Annotated in this window: 16 protein-coding genes; 15 read left to right on the top strand and 1 reads right to left on the bottom strand. The window is 51.7% G+C overall.

Translation table 11 applies throughout. The annotated features are described in order from the left end of the window. The first annotated feature begins 3 nt into the window (after nt 1-3). From K1Y77_RS16110 to K1Y77_RS16065, 10 genes are all read left to right on the top strand, one after another. Nucleotides 4-678 (top strand): winged helix-turn-helix domain-containing protein, encoded by a 675-nt coding sequence (locus K1Y77_RS16110; protein WP_264019133.1) that lies wholly within the window; start codon nt 4-6, stop codon nt 676-678. Continuing rightward, nucleotides 675-2,039, top strand: a complete 1,365-nt coding sequence (locus K1Y77_RS16105; protein WP_264429514.1) for a sensor histidine kinase — start codon at nt 675-677, stop codon at nt 2,037-2,039. Before K1Y77_RS16110 ends, K1Y77_RS16105 begins: the two co-directional genes overlap by 4 nt. Nucleotides 2,040-2,072: 33 nt before the next feature. Next, on the top strand, nt 2,073-3,992 hold the full coding sequence (locus tag K1Y77_RS16100; RefSeq protein WP_264429511.1) for an alkaline phosphatase D family protein: 1,920 nt from the start codon (nt 2,073-2,075) through the stop codon (nt 3,990-3,992). 146 nt (nt 3,993-4,138) lie between these two features. Beyond that, on the top strand, nt 4,139-5,905 hold the full coding sequence (locus K1Y77_RS16095) for a bifunctional diguanylate cyclase/phosphodiesterase (RefSeq protein WP_030071376.1): 1,767 nt from the start codon (nt 4,139-4,141) through the stop codon (nt 5,903-5,905). A 132-nt stretch (nt 5,906-6,037) separates the two neighbouring features. Continuing rightward, entirely contained in the window at nt 6,038-7,015 is a 978-nt protein-coding gene (gene phnD / locus K1Y77_RS16090) for a phosphate/phosphite/phosphonate ABC transporter substrate-binding protein (RefSeq protein WP_030071374.1), read from the top strand. Between the two features lie 91 nt (nt 7,016-7,106). Further along, nucleotides 7,107-7,988: a phosphonate ABC transporter ATP-binding protein gene (phnC, locus tag K1Y77_RS16085; RefSeq protein ID WP_030071372.1), complete on the top strand. Its 882-nt coding sequence runs from the start codon at nt 7,107-7,109 to the stop codon at nt 7,986-7,988. Further along, nucleotides 7,985-8,812 (top strand): phosphonate ABC transporter, permease protein PhnE, encoded by an 828-nt coding sequence (gene phnE, locus K1Y77_RS16080; protein WP_030071370.1) that lies wholly within the window; start codon nt 7,985-7,987, stop codon nt 8,810-8,812. Before phnC ends, phnE (K1Y77_RS16080) begins: the two co-directional genes overlap by 4 nt. Nucleotides 8,813-8,843: 31 nt before the next feature. Continuing rightward, nucleotides 8,844-9,659 (top strand): phosphonate ABC transporter, permease protein PhnE, encoded by an 816-nt coding sequence (phnE, locus tag K1Y77_RS16075; protein ID WP_264429508.1) that lies wholly within the window; start codon nt 8,844-8,846, stop codon nt 9,657-9,659. Nucleotides 9,660-9,683: 24 nt separating this feature from the next. Continuing rightward, on the top strand, nt 9,684-10,313 hold the full coding sequence (locus tag K1Y77_RS16070) for a histidine phosphatase family protein (RefSeq protein ID WP_030071366.1): 630 nt from the start codon (nt 9,684-9,686) through the stop codon (nt 10,311-10,313). 99 nt (nt 10,314-10,412) lie between these two features. After that, entirely contained in the window at nt 10,413-10,892 is a 480-nt protein-coding gene (locus K1Y77_RS16065; protein WP_030071364.1) for a C40 family peptidase, read from the top strand. Between the two features lie 51 nt (nt 10,893-10,943). Here K1Y77_RS16065 and K1Y77_RS16060 read toward each other — a convergent pair whose 3' ends face one another. After that, nucleotides 10,944-11,558 (bottom strand): putative metalloprotease CJM1_0395 family protein, encoded by a 615-nt coding sequence (locus K1Y77_RS16060; protein ID WP_030071363.1) that lies wholly within the window; start codon nt 11,556-11,558, stop codon nt 10,944-10,946. A gap of 117 nt (nt 11,559-11,675) precedes the next feature. Here K1Y77_RS16060 and K1Y77_RS16055 point away from each other — a divergent pair, with 117 nt between their 5' ends. The 5 genes from K1Y77_RS16055 (at nt 11,676) to K1Y77_RS16035 (ending at nt 16,525) form a co-directional block, all read left to right on the top strand. Further along, nucleotides 11,676-11,903: a DUF2835 family protein gene (locus K1Y77_RS16055; RefSeq protein WP_030071362.1), complete on the top strand. Its 228-nt coding sequence runs from the start codon at nt 11,676-11,678 to the stop codon at nt 11,901-11,903. An 8-nt stretch (nt 11,904-11,911) separates the two neighbouring features. Next, nucleotides 11,912-12,295: a hypothetical protein gene (locus K1Y77_RS16050; protein ID WP_264429507.1), complete on the top strand. Its 384-nt coding sequence runs from the start codon at nt 11,912-11,914 to the stop codon at nt 12,293-12,295. A 130-nt stretch (nt 12,296-12,425) separates the two neighbouring features. Then, nucleotides 12,426-13,004, top strand: coding sequence for an antibiotic biosynthesis monooxygenase (locus K1Y77_RS16045; RefSeq protein WP_030071360.1), 579 nt, complete (start codon nt 12,426-12,428; stop codon nt 13,002-13,004). 237 nt (nt 13,005-13,241) lie between these two features. Continuing rightward, the gene (locus K1Y77_RS16040) at nt 13,242-13,913 is read left to right on the top strand and encodes a glutathione S-transferase (RefSeq protein WP_030071358.1); all 672 of its coding nucleotides are present in this window, start codon (nt 13,242-13,244) and stop codon (nt 13,911-13,913) included. A gap of 134 nt (nt 13,914-14,047) precedes the next feature. Further along, entirely contained in the window at nt 14,048-16,525 is a 2,478-nt protein-coding gene (locus tag K1Y77_RS16035) for an EAL domain-containing protein (protein ID WP_404813855.1), read from the top strand. The last annotated feature ends 47 nt before the right edge of the window (nt 16,526-16,572 follow it).

Raw genomic sequence — 16,572 nt, 5'->3', positions numbered from 1 at the left:
TTCATGAAGTGTTTACTGGTAGAGGACGACCAGGCGCTCGCCCGCGAGCTTATTCAAGCGCTACGTGAGGGCGATTGGCTGGTAGAGCATGCTGAAAATGGTCAGGAAGCAGATTTTCTGGTGCGCACGGAAGCCTATGACACGGTAATTCTCGATGTGGGTCTGCCCGATGGTGAAGGCACACGTTGGCTCTCTGCATGGCGTGAAGATGGTATTGATCTGCCAGTACTGATTTTAACGGCACGCGAGCGCTGGGCGGATAAAGCGGCGGGCTTTACCGCAGGGGCCGATGACTATGTGACGAAACCCTTTGAACCTGCCGAGGTTCTGTTTCGGCTGCGTGCTCTGGTGCGCCGTAGTCATGGTCATGCCCATCCCGTTCTGAAAGTGGGTGAATTACGCTTAGATACCCATACCCAGCATGTCACGTTGGCGGGCCGGCCGGTTAGCATCACTGCTCAGGAAACGCGTCTGCTCAGCTACTTAATGCATGCTGCTCCTCGCGTGGTTAGCCGCAGCGAGCTCTCTGAACATGTTTATGACCGTGATCATGAGCCCGACTCCAACGTAATTGATGTTCAAGTGAGCCGGTTGCGGCGTAAATTAGGTGCGTGGCGGATTGCCACGTTGCGTGGTCAGGGATATCGCTTACTGGCTGAAGAGCCCACCGGCGCATGAGGTCAGCAATTATCCGCTGGGCCCAACGTTGGTCGACCCGTTCGATTACGTTGCGTCTTCTGCTAGCGGTACTATTAATGGTGTTGCTAGCGTTGCCATTGGCGGGCTGCTTGCTCACCCATCATTATCGTACGTCAGCCATACATGCCTTTGATGAACGCTTGGAGACAACGCTGAATGTGATCATTGCGGGCGTTACCTTTGACCCGATCGACCAGCAGATAAGTTTCGATCGATCACTGGGTGATCCGCGTTTTGAACAGGTTTATTCCGGCTGGTATTGGCAAATTACCGACTATGACCACCTTACGAAAACGTCGCGCTCGCTGTGGGATCAGCGCCTACCGGTTATCGATAATAAAAACGTATCGGCTCGCACGTTGAGGGGCCCGCGAGGCCAGCAGTTGCGCATTGTCGAGCGAGACATTTATCTTGCCCCGTTGGAAACCCCGTTGCATGTTAGCGTTGCCGCCCGTGACAACGCGTTGCGAGAAGATATTCAGCAGTTTCAACAAGCTTTATGGCTAGGGCTGGGGGGCCTGGGTGCGCTGTTGCTAGGCGTGCTGGCATTGCAGGTGCGCTGGGGTTTGGCGCCGCTGCGGCGTATGAATGTTAATTTACGTGAGGTTGAGCAGGGGACGTCTGAACGGCTTGATACGCATCTACCCGATGAGCTAGCCATGCTGGCGGAGTCAATGAATGCCGTGCTTGCACGTGATCAGCGCTTAATTGAACGAAGCCGCCATACCGCAGGCAACCTTGCTCACGCGTTAAAAACCCCGCTGAGTGTTATGCGGCTACTGGTCAAGCAATTACCCAGCGAAAGCCGCGCTCGTTGGGAGGTTGAGCTTTCGCGCATCGACAACGCGGTGCGCCACCACTTAGCGCGGGCATCCGCTGCTGGTGAGGGTGCGCGTTTCGCCCCTATTGCTGTGCAGAATACGCTGGCGGCGCTGATTGCTGGACTTACGCGTCTGGCGCAGCGACGTCATATTCGCCTGCGGCAAAACGTAGACAGCAGCATGCGCGTCCATATGGATGGGCAGGACCTTCAGGAAATCGTCGGTAACCTGTTAGACAACGCACTTCGCTGGGCGACAAGCGAGGTAAGCATTGGCTTACAAGCGGATGGTCAAAGGCTGTTACTGCGGGTGAGTGATGACGGTCCGGGTATGTCTGCACAGGAGTGCCAAGCTGCCGTGCAGCGCGGGAAACGTCTCGATGAGCAACGTTCTGGTAGTGGGCTTGGTTTAGCCATCGTGACGGATCTTGTCGCGCTGTATCAAGGGCAAATGCACCTGCAACGCGCCGAAGCAGGTGGATTGGATGTGGTTATTGAGTTACCTGTAGTTGCTCGGTAGTCACTATGCATGACCTAACCAAGAGACAATGACATGACGCAAATCGCCAAGACATTGCCAGACGTGCTGGTGGGGCCACTGCTGCGCCGACTTTCGCCTTCGCGGCTAGTACTGTGGCTAGTCGCTTCGCGTCCGCTAACGATGCAGCTGGTACTTTACCCTGAGCAAATGGGTGCCCAGACGTACCCATTGGATAAGTCGCATCAATGTGTGGCGATTGGTCAGCACGCCTATATTCATTTTATTGACCTGAGTTTGCCGACCGCGCTGCCCACCGATGAGCGAATTGCCTACGACCTGCAGGTGCAGAATACGCAAGGCGAATGGCAACGCTTGCCGGATTGGGCTCCCTGGTTATGTCATGAAAGCGAGATGTACCCAGGCTTTGTATTGGCCTCTCGGCATCACCGGCTAATGCACGGTTCGTGCCGTAAGCCTCATCACAACAGCGCCGATGGCTTGGTGCGGGCAGATACATGGTTAGCCGAACGCCAATCAACTCCAGAAGAGTGGCCAGCTTGGCTGCTAATGACCGGAGACCAGGTCTACGTTGATGACGTTGCCGGCCCGATGCTGCGCGCCGTGCACGCACTGATTGAGCGTTTGGGGTTGGTAGATGAGCAGTTGGAAGGAGCCACGGTAGATGATAGCCAAGCGCTTTACTCCGCCCGCGAAAGCTATTATCACCGTGAAGCGCTGTTACCGGATGTAACCAGTAATGCTGCGCTACGGGAGCGTTTCTTTGGCGGTGTCAAAAAGCCCGTATTTACCTCCGCCAATGCGCAAAACCACTTGATGACACTGGCGGAAATGCTCGCCATGTACTGCTTGGTATGGTCCCCAACGCCATGGCGACTCATTGCCGTTGCCCCCCCTGTACTGGGCAACAAAGAAACTGATGCCTACCAGCAAGAGCAGGTGGTGATTGATGACTTTGTTGCCGGGTTGCCTCAGTGTGCAAGGCTAATGGCTCACATTCCCAGTCTGATGATCTTTGATGACCACGATGTCACCGATGACTGGAACTTGACGGCTGACTGGGAGCGTTGTGCCTACGGCCATCCGTTTTCAAAGCGAATTATCGGCAATGCGTTAGTGGCTTATTTATTGTGCCAGGGATGGGGCAATGCGCCGGATAAGCTTAATCCGCTGTTGCTTCAAGCCTCGACACTCTTTGAAGGGGATGGCCCGCTTAATGCGAGCGTCCAGGATAATTTCATTGAGCGATTACTCCGCTTTCAGGGTTGGGAGTACCAGGTGCCTGGCACGCCTGCCCTAATTGTGCTGGATACGCGTACCCGCCGTTGGCGCAGCGAACGTAGCCCTAACCGCCCTTCGGGTTTAATGGACTGGGAAGCGTTGATGGAAATGCAGCAGGCGTTATTGGGTACTAAAAGCGCCGTTATCGTTTCTCCTGCCCCGATGTTTGGGGTCAAGCTGATAGAGATCATTCAAAAGCTATTTACCCTAGCGGGCAAGCCGTTGGTGGTGGACGCTGAAAACTGGATGGCGCATCGCGGGGCTGCCAATGTGCTACTGCATATTTGGCGACACTCAAAAACGCCAGGTAACTACGTGATTTTATCTGGCGACGTCCACTATTCGTTTGCCTACGATATTGTTGTACGCCGACAAAAGCAGGCACCACACCTTTGGCAAATCACCTCCAGCGGGATCAAAAATACGTTCCCCAAACAGCTGCTGAATACGTTCGACCGCTTGAACCGTTGGCTCTATGCGCCGTTATCGCCGCTCAACTGGTTTACCAAGCGCCGCAAGCTGAGCATTCATCCTCGCGACCCGGACCGGGCCAGCGCCGGAGAGCGGCTATGGAATGCTAGTGGGATTGGGCTGGTAAGCCTGGATGAGCAGGGCCACCCGACGGATATTCGCCAGCTAGACGTCGATGGCGGCGATGTGGTGTTTCCGCCCCCCGAGCTCTCTCGTCCTTAGTCGGCCGCTGTTGGTTGTCTTGTCATACAAACGACACAGAAATGTCGCACGATTGCTGCCCGAATGCTTTCCTGATGGAATTTTAAAAATCAGATGGAGCTATAAACATCAAAGGAACAGGCGACGTTTGATAGGGCAGCAGGTATATGACCGCACAAGAAGCGCAGTGGTTGAACCAGATTATCGCAACAGAAGAGCTCCATGTGCTGTTTCAGCCTATTGTGGATGCCAATCAGCAGGCTATTTATGGCTATGAAGCCCTTATTCGCGGCCCTAAAACATCGCCACTGCATTCGCCATTACGCCTGTTTGAGGTAGCCACTCAGGCCGGGTTGTTAGTCGATCTTGATTTACTGTGTCGACGGTTAGCGATTCAGCGTTTTGCAGAGCTTGAGCTGCCAGGATTGCTGTTTCTGAACGTGATGCCGCTGACGATTGTTGAGCGGGACTTTCGTGAAGGCTTAACACTGAGTTTCATCCAAGAGAGCGGCCTGCCCGCCGAACGGGTGGTGATTGAACTCACTGAACATGTGCCTATTCACGATTACGACCTAATGCGCCAAGCAGTGGCCCACTATCGAGACATGGGCTTTCAAGTGGCATTGGATGACTTAGGGGCTGGCCACTCCAGCTTGCGGCATTGGTCTGAACTTCGTCCTGATTTCGTCAAACTCGACCGTCATTTTATTTCTGGCATTGATCAAGAGCCGGCTAAGCGTGAGTTTTTACGCTCGATTCTAGATGTGGCGCGCAGCTTAGACTGCCAGCTGATTGCTGAAGGAGTTGAGACTGCCGCCGAGCACCTTTGTTTGTGGGAATTAGACCGTGGGCTGGCGTTATTACAGGGGTTTTATTTTGCACGACCAAGCCCCCATCCGCCCTTGCAGTTACATATGCTGTTGCCTGCCACGACACAGCTAAAAAGCCCAGCGGGGCGCACTGCCCACTCTATTTTACGTTCAATAAGTACTGTCACTCCGGCGTGCTCTGTGCCAGAGCTCGCCGAACGATTTCGTGACATGACAAGCCTGCGCTGTGTTGCAGTGGTAGATGAAGGCGTGCCTATCGCTGTGGTACGCCGCAATGCGTTCTTAACCCTATTTACCAACCCCTACAGCCATGCGCTGTATGCCAAGCGTCGTGTGCTGGAGATTGCAGATCCTAAAATGTTAGTGGCCGAGGCAGATTTGTCTCTGGAGGCGCTGAGCCAGCAACTAACCGATAGCCGCGATATCGAACAGGAAGATTTCGTGATTGTAGATAGTCACGGCCGCTATCTGGGGATGGGCAATATTGTTGACCTGTTGCGAGAGATTACCGCCATCCAGGTGCGCCAAGCTCGTCATGCCAACCCGCTTACCGGTTTGCCGGGTAATATTCTAATTAACGAAACGCTGGTCACTTATCTCGATCAGAGCGAAGGATTCGCGGCCGCCTACGTCGATTTAGATAATTTCAAAGCATTTAACGATGCTTATGGCTATGCCCGCGGAGACCACGTGATTATTTCTCTGTCACGGTTGCTTCAGGCGCAGGTAGAGAGTGCTGGCGGGTTTATCGGTCATATTGGCGGCGATGACTTTATGATGCTGCTTCCCTTAGAGCAATGGGAGGGCGTCTGCCAGCAAATATTGCACTCTTTTGAAGTGATGGCGCCTGGGTTTTATGAAGATGCAGACCGTCAGCAGGGCGGAATCCACATAGAAAACCGCCAGGGAGCAGTGGCTTTTATTCCCTTTGTGAGCGTTTCTATTGCCGTTAAGCCTGTTACCGATACCGCCAGATGCAAGGCACTAGATATTGCCGCCCAACTTTCCGAATTAAAGCACCAAGCAAAAAAAATAGCGGGCAACAGTTTGTTCGTCGAGCGCCGAGGATGCTGTGTGGTCCCAGCGGGAAATAGGCAACGCTGAGTTTTCAGTTGTTGAGTCTTCAATTACAGGACTGTCACTGAGAGGTCATCGCCTTGTCATTTTAGTGTCCTTTCACTGTCATGGTTGGGTATCACCATAGCGGCATTGTTAAACAACCCGCTTAGGTGATGTATGCAACCCCTCTGTCTGTCTCAATCGTTTACTCGTACGTTAATTAGTGCTGCTGTGGTGAGTGCGTTTTCGCTGGCGGCCGTTAGCGCCTCCGCTGACCTCTCTTCGCGCTATGTTGATAATGACGGCGACATGGTGGCTGATGTGCCCAGCGACGAGTCCCAGTGGGTTGACCCGGACACGTTGGTTTTTGCCTACACGCCGGTTGAAGATCCAGCCGTATACGCCGATGTTTGGGCTGATTTTCTCGAACACTTAAGCGATGCCACCGGCAAGCGGGTACAGTTCTTCCCGGTTCAGTCCAATGCGGCTCAACAAGAAGCGCTGCGTGCAGGCCGCTTGCATGTGGCTGGTTTCAACACAGGTGGCGTACCGGTTGCGGTTAACTGTGGGGGATTCCGCCCCTTTGCCATGATGGCCGCTGAAGATGGCAGCTTCGGTTATGAGATGGAAATCATCACTTATCCTGGCAGCGGCATTGAGTCGGTTGAGGATTTGGCGGGGCGCCAGCTGGCATTTACCTCTGAAACGTCTAACTCTGGTTTCCGCGCGCCATCTGCGCTACTGCGTTCCGAGTACGGTCTAGAGGCTGGTGAAGATTTTGAAACCGCGTTCTCCGGTTCCCACGACAACTCCATTTTAGGCGTGGTGAACAAAGACTACGACGCTGCCGCTATTGCTAACTCTGTTGGCACGCGGATGATCTCTCGTGGCGTTGTCAATGAAGGCGATTACGAGATTATCTACACCTCCGAAACGTTCCCCACCACCGCCTATGGGCTGGCCAACAACTTGAACCCTGAACTTGCCGAGAAAATTCAAGATGCCTTCTTCAGTTATGACTGGGAAGGCACCGCTCTTGAGGCTGAGTTTACCAATTCCGGTGAAGCGCAGTTTATCCCGATTACCTACCAGGAAAACTGGTCGGTCATTCGCACCATCGCCGATGCCAATGGCGTGACCTACGACTGCGATTAATACGCTAGTCGTTCTAAAACCCTATCGGCCAGGAAGGCAACTTTCTGGCCGAATTGCTATGTACCTGACTATTCGTTAATGAGGCACTCTCATGTTAACTCTTACCGGCGTTGGCAAACGTTACCCCACTGGGGATCGTGCGTTAACCGATATACAACTGACGCTACCTAAGGGCCAAGTGATGGCGCTGATTGGGCCATCCGGTGCAGGGAAAAGTACGCTGATTCGTTGCGTGAACCGTTTGGTAGAACCCACCCAAGGCAGCATTCGCCTGGAAGATGTAGAGCTGACCAAACTTTCGGGCAATCGTCTGCGCCACGCACGCCGCTCCATGGGGATGATTTTTCAGGAGTATGCACTGGTTGATCGATTAACCGTGATGGAAAACGTGCTGTCTGGCCAGCTAGGCTATGTGGGTTTTTGGCGTAGTTTTTTGCGCCGTTACCCACAAGAAGCGGTGGCCGAAGCCTTTCGCTTGCTGGAACGGGTTGGCTTACCACACGCCATTGATAAGCGCGCTGATGCGCTTTCCGGTGGGCAGCGCCAGCGGGTCGGTATTGCTCGTGCGCTGTTACAAAGCCCAAAGCTACTGCTAGTTGATGAACCCACTGCCAGTCTCGATCCGAAAACGTCGCGCCAGATCATGCGACTGATTCGTGAACTATGCGCCGAGCGAGAGTTGGCCGCGATTATCAACATTCATGATGTCGCGTTGGCGAAGCAGTTTGCTGACCGTATCGTAGGGTTGCGGGCTGGGGAAATCGTCTTTGACGGGCAGCCTAGCGAGCTTACCAGCGAGATACTCACCACCATCTATGGTGAAGAGGATTGGGATACCACCCCAGAACACTCCGACGATGATGAAACGGAAGAGAAAGCAAAAGTGAAAGCGAAAGAGAGCGAAGCACATCGCCCTCACGCTGGCCGTGAGCTGCCTCCGCTCGCAAGCCTGACGAGTGGAGGCACACGATGAGTGGTAGCGGTTCGTTGGCGCGCCAACAGGCCGCACGTGATGGCCAATGGCGGCGCTTGCCCCTGATTGATAACCCACGTGTGCGTTGGGGGTTGGTGCTAGGTGCCATGGTTTATCTGGTACTTGCACTCGCTTCTGTGGAAGTGAACTGGGCGCGTGTGGCGGAAGGGGCTGGGCGCGCACTCAATTTTCTTGGCGCATTTCTGCAGCCGGACTTCGTTAGCCGCCAGAGTGACATTATCGCTGGCCTGCTGGAAAGTCTGACCATGACGTTAACCTCTACAGTGATTGGCGTGTTATTGGCCATACCGGTGGGGTTGGGGGCGGCACGCAATATCTCGCCATTACCGATTTATGCCGTGTGCCGCGCGATTATTGCCGTTTCACGGACCTTCCAGGAAATTATCATCGCCATTCTGTTTGTGGTGATGTTCGGCTTCGGACCGTTTGCGGGCATGTTGACCCTGGCGTTTGCCACCATTGGCTTTATGGCCAAGCTGCTGGCAGAAGATATTGAAGATCTCGACTGGCGCCAGGTAGAGGCCGTACGTGCCACCGGGGCGAGCTGGTGGCAAACCATGAATCATGCCATTCAACCTCAGGTGATGCCGCGCTTAATTGGCCTCTCTATGTACCGTCTGGATATCAACTTCCGCGAGTCGTCAGTGATTGGCATTGTTGGTGCAGGTGGTATCGGTGCCACCCTGAACACCTCGTTGAGCCGCTACGAATACGGCACATCTGCTGCCATCCTGCTGATCATCATCGCTATTGTACTGATGAGTGAGTATGCCTCCAGCTATGTTCGCCGCTGGACACAGTAACGGCGCGCCACTTGTCATAAGAGGAAACGTTATGCCTGTTTCAACCTCCTCCCAAGGGGCGCCGCTGTGGCAGCGGCGTACTACCCGTGCTCAGTGGCTGCAGTTCGCCGCCTGGCTTGTCGGCATCAGCCTGTTTCTGCTGTGCTGGAAAGTGATTTCTGATAACACCATGTGGGTGTTTGTTGAAGATGCTGGCCGCCAGGGCAGCGACTTAATCAGCCGTATGATGCCGCCGCGTTGGGAGTACGCCAACGTGCTATGGAAGCCCATGTGGGATACCTTAAACATTGCTACGTTAGGAACGGCGCTAGGCATTGCCATGGCCTTTCCTGTGGCGTTTTTAGCAGCACGTAACACCACGCCACATCCACTGGTGCGTAGCCTAGCGCTCACTATTATTGTGTCGTCACGCTCTATCAACTCGCTGATTTGGGCCATGCTGCTAGTCACCATTCTTGGCCCTGGCGTCTTGGCGGGCATTATCGCCATTGCGCTACGTTCCATTGGTTTTGTGGGCAAGCTGCTTTATGAAGCCATTGAAGAGATCCACCCAACGCCTGTGGAAGCGATTAGCGCCACCGGCGCCAGCCGCCTGCAGGTGATGAACTACGGTGTATTGCCCCAAGTTATGCCGGCTTTCGCGGGTATCAGCGTGTATCGCTGGGACATCAATATTCGTGAGTCTACCGTGCTGGGCCTAGTGGGCGCTGGTGGTATTGGCTTGCAGCTCAATGCCTCAATTAACAGCCTCGCCTGGAATCAGGTGAGCGTCATCTTTGTGATGATTTTTGCCACGGTACTGGTGTCCGAGTGGGTCTCTGCCCGTGTGCGCCACGCGATCATCTAGTCAGCCTGTCGAGGAACAGAAACCATGCGCTTTCCAAATGCAGACATCACCACCATCGATATTATGCGCCATGGTGAACCAGTAGGCGGGCGTATGTTACGTGGCAGCACCGACCATCCACTGAGTGAAACAGGTTGGAAGCAAGTGAGCGATGCCGTTATGCGCCACAGCGAAGATGGCAGGCCACCTTACGATGCGATTGTCAGTTCGCCGCTGCTGCGTTGTCGCGAATTTTCGCTGTGGCTAGGCGAGGAGTTTGATGTGCCTGTGCAAGTCGATGACGACTTAGCCGAGCTTTATTTGGGGCGCTGGGAAGGCAAAACCCATGCTCAGGTATTTGCCGATGAGGGCAGCGAGCAAATGAGTGCGTTTTGGTTTAACCCCTGCCAAGCCGCGCCGCCGGAAGGGGAAACGCTGGCCGCGCTGGATGCGCGGGTCAGCGAATCCTGGCAACGGCTGCTAGCCAATCCGCCCGGTCAACACGTGTTGGTGGTGGCACACCTGTTTGTCTGCAATGCGCTGCTGCGCCAAGTGCTGGAGCAGCCGCTTAGTAACGGCTTAGTGATGGACTTGCCCTACGCCGCGATGAGCCGTTTGCGCCATGAGCGCCATTCGCTGGGCGAAACCACCTTTATAGAGTGGATAGGGCGTTAGTTACAGTGCGTTAGTAATAACAACCTACGAATCAGTAGCGGGTAAGCTGCGCATAGGCCATGATAAAAGCACTTCTTACGTGCTGAGCCGGAGCGATGTATGCCGTTTATCCGTCTATCTTCATTGTTAACGCTATTTACGCTGCTTCTATTGGCAGGATGTGCCAGCAAAGAGACCACCACCCTTCCTGAACCAAGTGCTCAGGCGGGCATTTCAATGGAGCGCGCACTAATTCTCTCTCATGCCCAGCAAGCGATTGGCACTCCGTATCGCTTTGGCGGCAATACACCGGAGGGGCTGGATTGTTCGGGGCTTGTAGAAATGACTTATCGCGCTGCGGGTATCCGCGTGCCACGCACCGCTGATGATCAGTTTCGCGCGCTGCCACAGGTAGATGCGCCTCGCCCAGGCGATTTACTGTTTTTTGGGGAGGGCGCTAAAGCCACGCATGTAGGTATTTATGGCGGTAATCGTCAGATGATTCATGCACCCGGCAGCGGCCGAGCCGTGGTCAGTGTGCCATTGGATATCGATTACTGGAATCAGCGCTTTTTAGGTGCTGCTTCACCAGCACCCTAAGCGGCATCAATAGGATTAATAAACTGATTCCAATGTGGGAAAAGCAATGGATCAGGCTGCTTGCTCATTAGGCGTTGCTGTCACATCTTCTGTCGTTGCTTCCCCAGCACTTCGTGCGGCATTCATTTCGCTTTGCTCGCGAGCGGCTTCCAGCTTGGCTTCCAATAAATACTGTCTTGCCTGAGAAGCCACCTGTATATCTTTAGAAGACGGTTCTGCGGGCGCTAACGCTGCCGCGATGACGGTTTGCATTTTTTCAATAGTCGCTGTGGGATTGCCTGGTACGGGGCCGTAATCAATAGGTACTTCACCCGCAACTGCATAGCGTTTGCCGTCTGGCCCAACTTCGTACTCATAGCTAGCGCCGCCAGTGTAGGGGCCGCCTACTGTCTGGTGGGCCATTTCATGTTGGCGAACTTCCCTGTCAGTTTGCTTAAGCTGCTCTAAATGCTGGATCTCCTCAGGTGCTAGCGGCGTACCGTCGGGGCGCGTAGGACCAGTCGTTTCACTACTGGCGGAGGAGTCCGTCTCTTCACTGGCTTGTGCAGTCTCAGAGGAGTGAGCCTTCTGCTCTTCCGGCTGCATCCGATTAGCCTGCGCGCTGCTTACCTTAGGCTGCGGTAACGTATATGAAGAAACAAAAGGGTTTAGAGTAGAAAGATCCATAAGCAATTACCGAAGGATAAGCTGTTTGCGTTAGCATAGAGCATCTATGAAAGAATCGCAGCACGTAATCGTCGTGTCTAAAACGACCGCTTAGCTATTATTTGGTTAATCATTCACATGCCCATAATTGATGTTGTTATTCATCTATCAAAAAGTGAGTGCCTAGCGCATTACGAAGGGCGTTACAGCAATGTTCGTACGCGCAGTGTTGATGGTCGCTGGGTCATTTTTCCGGCTGAAGCGCTGCGCCGTGTGGTAGGGCAAGAAGGTGTTCATGGCGTTTTTCGCCTTGAGTTTTCTGACCAAGGCCGTTTTATCAACATTCAATCTCTCCCAGGGAGTTGACTTGGCATATGCACCATAGTGATTCAAAACTAACGCTCCATGAACTCGTCTATTCCGTTATACCCAATTTAAATAGTGCAGAAAAATTAGTACTGAATACCCTGGAAAGCTTAATTGATGCGTCAGAAAACCCGTTAGACGTGTTTCAACGTAACGAACAAAAACATGCTTTTTCGCTAGAAATACACCGTATCCGTATCAACCTAGAACATCTTTTAGAACGCTATCGTACTGATGTTGAAACTATTTTAAACAAAGATAGAGAAATGGACGGCCCTGTGATTATGCCGGATGCCCAGGAGGCTGAAGCGATTAATAGCGCCATTGATATCTATCTGCACGTAAGAGCTTTTCAGCGTGGCGAACGTCGACAGCCAATTCCTAGCCGTTAGCAACCACCTTATCGTCACATGGCATCATGATTGCTTGTATAATGTGTATCGTAGCCTTTGGGTTTACCCACCTGAAAGCAAACAGCTTGCCTACCCGGCAATTCGCTGTGACCACATTAGGAGATATATCATGTCTGCCTCACCTGTCACGTTAATGGTCGCTCGCCGAGTAGCAAGCGGTCGTTATCAAGATTTTAACCGTTGGTTAAACGAAGGCCGCGAGTTGGCGGCTGATTTTCCTGGCTATTTAGGCTCTGGTGTTTTGGCACCTCCCAATAGCGATGACGAATATCAGATCATTTTCCGCTTTAGCAGCAGTGACACACTAAATGCCTGGGAGCATTCGGCTTCGCGGAATGCATGGCTACAGCGAGGTAAAGGGCTATATGATGCGCCCCATGAGCACCGTGCCACTGGCTTAGATGCTTGGTTTCAGTCTAGCTCTGGCTCGACACCGCCACGCTGGAAACAGGCCGTCGCTGTATGGTTGGCTTTCTTTCCAATCTCACTGCTATTCAATTGGGTATTTGGCAGTGCTTTAGCGGACTGGCCGATGGTGCCCCGTGTAATGGTTAGTACAATGATGCTGACGCCTGTCATGGTGTTTTTATTCATCCCGCTTTCTACACGGCTACTTGCTCCTTGGCTGGAAGGAAAATGGTCTCCATTAGGTAGTTTGGCGCGCTGGCGCCATGAACATAGAATGTAATTGATAAATAAGTAACAGCAGTGTGTATTGTTAAAAACAATTAAAATCAAGGTGTTATCGTTCAATCGCTGCGTTAAGCATTTTTTCTGCTAGTAGGCTGATTACTAAGGTAAATAGTTCCTAAGCTTCTTCATGGGGTTCAACGCCGTAATAGTGCTAAGCTAAACACGCTTATCGCAAAAAGGATAATTGGCGTTAGCGCAATGCTAGCGTAACAAGTCGCCCCATGGAGTCGTTATGATCCGCGTTCATCATCTTGAAAAGTCCCGCTCTCATCGCATTTTATGGCTTTTAGAAACACTTGGCCTTGATTATGAGATTGAGGTCTATCAACGAGATAGTAAAACCCAACAAGCTCCGGAATCACTTAAAAAAATTCACCCACTAGGTAAATCGCCTATTATTACCGATGGCGAGCTGGTGGTGGCAGAGTCAGGGGCCATTATTGATTATCTCGTCAACTGCTATGGTGAAAGTAAAGAGCACTCTATTGATGAGCGCCGCAATGAGTGGGTCAATTATCGCTATTGGCTTCACTATGCAGAAGGGTCGTTAATGCCGCTCTTAGTGATGGGGCTAGTGTTTAGCCAGATACCTAAACAATCCCCTTGGCTAATCAGGCCTTTGGCAAAAGGAATCAGCTCAACGGTACAGCAGCGTTTTATTAACCCCCAGTTAAAGCAGCACTTGCATCTGGTAGAGACGCACCTAGAGAAACACGGTAATTTTGCCGGTGTTTGGCCAAGTGGTGCCGATATACAAATGAGTTTTCCTCTACAAGCGATTGCCGCGACACAATCGTTGACCTCTTATCCTGCTATTGCGTCGTTTGTATCACGTATCGAAAACGATCCTGCCTGGCAACGAGTTGTTGAGCGTGCTGGCCCCCTTACGATGCCGGGTGAATAGGTTTCTTTATGTCGAAGACGCTGGGCTATTTGAGTACATGCTCATCTTCTATGCACAAGAAAGGTGTGTGTAGTCTGCTCCGTCTAGTACTCAGAACGCTATTGTTGGGAGGCTGTTTAGCGCCCTTCCAGTTAATGGCTGAGACCCTGACAGTTGGCGTTTACCATAATCCTCCTAAACTTTTTGCTGACGACGAGGGGCGGCCTAGAGGCGTATTAGGTGATCTATTACAGGAGATTGCTAAGGAAGAGCAGTGGCAGCTTGAAAGTTATCAATGCGACTTCCAGCATTGCCTGACGCTGTTAAAGCAGGGTGATATCGACGTGCTTCCTGATGTTGCCTGGAGCGAAAGTCGTGCTGGAGATATTGCCTTTCATGAAGAGCCTGTGCTGCATAGCTGGTCACAACTTTATCAGCGAGAAGGTGTTGAGATTGAGGCTATTTTTGATCTTGAGCAGCGTCGAGTAGCCGTGGTGTCAGGCTCTGTTCAACAACGCTATTTAGCATCGGTAACCGAACGTTTTGATATTAATGTTACCTGGCTACCAGTAAATAGCTTTGCAAAAGGGTTTCAGGCTGTGGCTGATGGTGAAGCAGACATAGTGGCTGCAAATCATCTATTTGGTGACTGGCGTGCACACGATTATGGGTTGCGCGCTACTCCCGTCATTTTTCAACCAGTAAGGCTTTTTTATGCGGCATCGCCGCAGCTTTCTGAAGAAGTTCTCAGCCGTATCGATGATGTCCTGCGTCGCTGGAAGCAGGATAATGGCTCTATTTATTATGAAACGTTAAGTTTATGGCGGGCTAATCCAAAGCCACATCAAGCAATCCCTACGTGGTTATGGTGGAGTGTCAGCTTACTTTTTTTACTGCTTCTATTAGCACTTTTAGTTAATTTTCTGCTTAAGCGACGTATGAAAATTAATCGTGAACAGTTGAATACTAATGAAGCACTATTGTCGACTATTTTAGATAGCGTTGATGCGTATATTTATATTAAATCACCTTCTTTAAAGTATCGTTATGTGAATCGAAAAATAAGTGAACTTTTTAACTGCCCAGCTAAAGATATTATTGGGAAGCGCGACGATGACTTTTTTGATGAAGTAAGTACAGCAGCCGTTAAGGCAATTGATCAAAAAGTTTTAGAAACTGGCACTAAGATGACGGTTGAAGAACACCATAAGCTCCAAGGAGAGGAGCATGTGCGTACCTTTCTCTCAATTAAGATGCCACTCACTATGGTGGCAGGAGAAGCACCTTGTTTATGTGGCGTTTCAACAGAATTGACCGAATACCTGGAAATGCAAACAAAAACCCATCGTCTGGCATTTTATGATGCGTTAACAGGACTTCCTAATCGTCGTTTATTAATGGAATCGCTAGCAGAAGTTACTGAACAAGACAGCCATTTAAGCAGGTATAGCGCTGTTTTTATTCTTGACCTAGACAGTTTTAGATTGGTGAATGATATACAAGGCCATGAGAGCGGCGATCAATTGCTAATTAAGGTGGCTGATCAGTTGCAGCAACAGCTCCCACAAGAAGCCATGGTTGCACGTTTTAGTAGCGATGAGTTTGTTGTATTACTTAAGGTGTTAGACGAGCAGCAAGGGGATGCTACCCATAGGGCTGAACGCCTTGCACGGCAATTCTTAGAGACGATTACTAAGCTGCGTAATGATCGTGCTCTACCGGTTAGTGCCAGTATCGGCATTTCGTTGTTTGAGGGTACTGGACAAAGTGTGAACAGCGTTCTGCAGCAGGCCGATATGGCATTACAACAAGCGAAAGCGGCAGGCGGCAACACGTTGCGCTTTTTTAATATGGATATGCAAATCAGTGTGCTTGAGCGGGCCAGCTTGGAAGGTGACCTGCATCAAGCGCTAGAGCGTAATGAGCTATCGTTGCATTACCAAGTACAAGTAGATCATCACGGTGCTACCACGGGCGTCGAAGCGCTGTTGCGCTGGTACCACCCCCAGCGTGGGTGGGTGTCGCCAGCCACTTTTATTCCGCTTGCAGAAGAAAACGGCCTGATCTTGCCTATCGGTCACTGGGTACTGAAATCAGCCTGTGAACAATTGGCAAAGTGGGCAGAGCATCCTGCGTATTCGTCACTTACCATTTCGGTTAACGTAAGTTCCGTTCAGTTTCAGCAGCCTGAGTTTGTGCGTAATCTAGAAGGTTTACTGGCACACACTCAGGCCCCACCTGGCCGTTTGGTGCTGGAAGTCACGGAAAGTCTGTTAATGAATGAGCCTGCGCGAGTGCGCAGCACGATGTTGAAGCTTCGCGCCCAAGGCATTCGGTTTGCATTAGATGATTTTGGTACTGGCTACTCGTCGCTGAGCTATTTAAAACGCTTGCCTTTAGACGAGTTAAAGATTGACCAGTCGTTTATTCGTGAACTATTAACTGACAAGACCGATGCGGCGATAGTAGATACCACTATTTTGCTAGCGGTTAGCCTGGGCTTAACGGTGGTTGCAGAAGGTGTTGAGAAAAAAGAGCAGCTTGACTGGCTGAAAGGCCATGGCTGCTACCGTTACCAGGGCTATTTGTTTGGGCGTCCTACGCCTATTGAGTACTTATTTGAAGCGTACTAAAAAGCCCGCGTAGTGCTCGTAAGCGCATGACGCGGGCTTGTTTTATG

The sequence above is a fragment of the Halomonas qaidamensis genome (assembly GCF_025917315.1).
GTDB classification, from domain to species: domain Bacteria; phylum Pseudomonadota; class Gammaproteobacteria; order Pseudomonadales; family Halomonadaceae; genus Vreelandella; species Vreelandella qaidamensis.
Note: the sequence above shows the minus strand (reverse complement) of the source record. Positions and strands in the feature narration are given on the sequence as shown.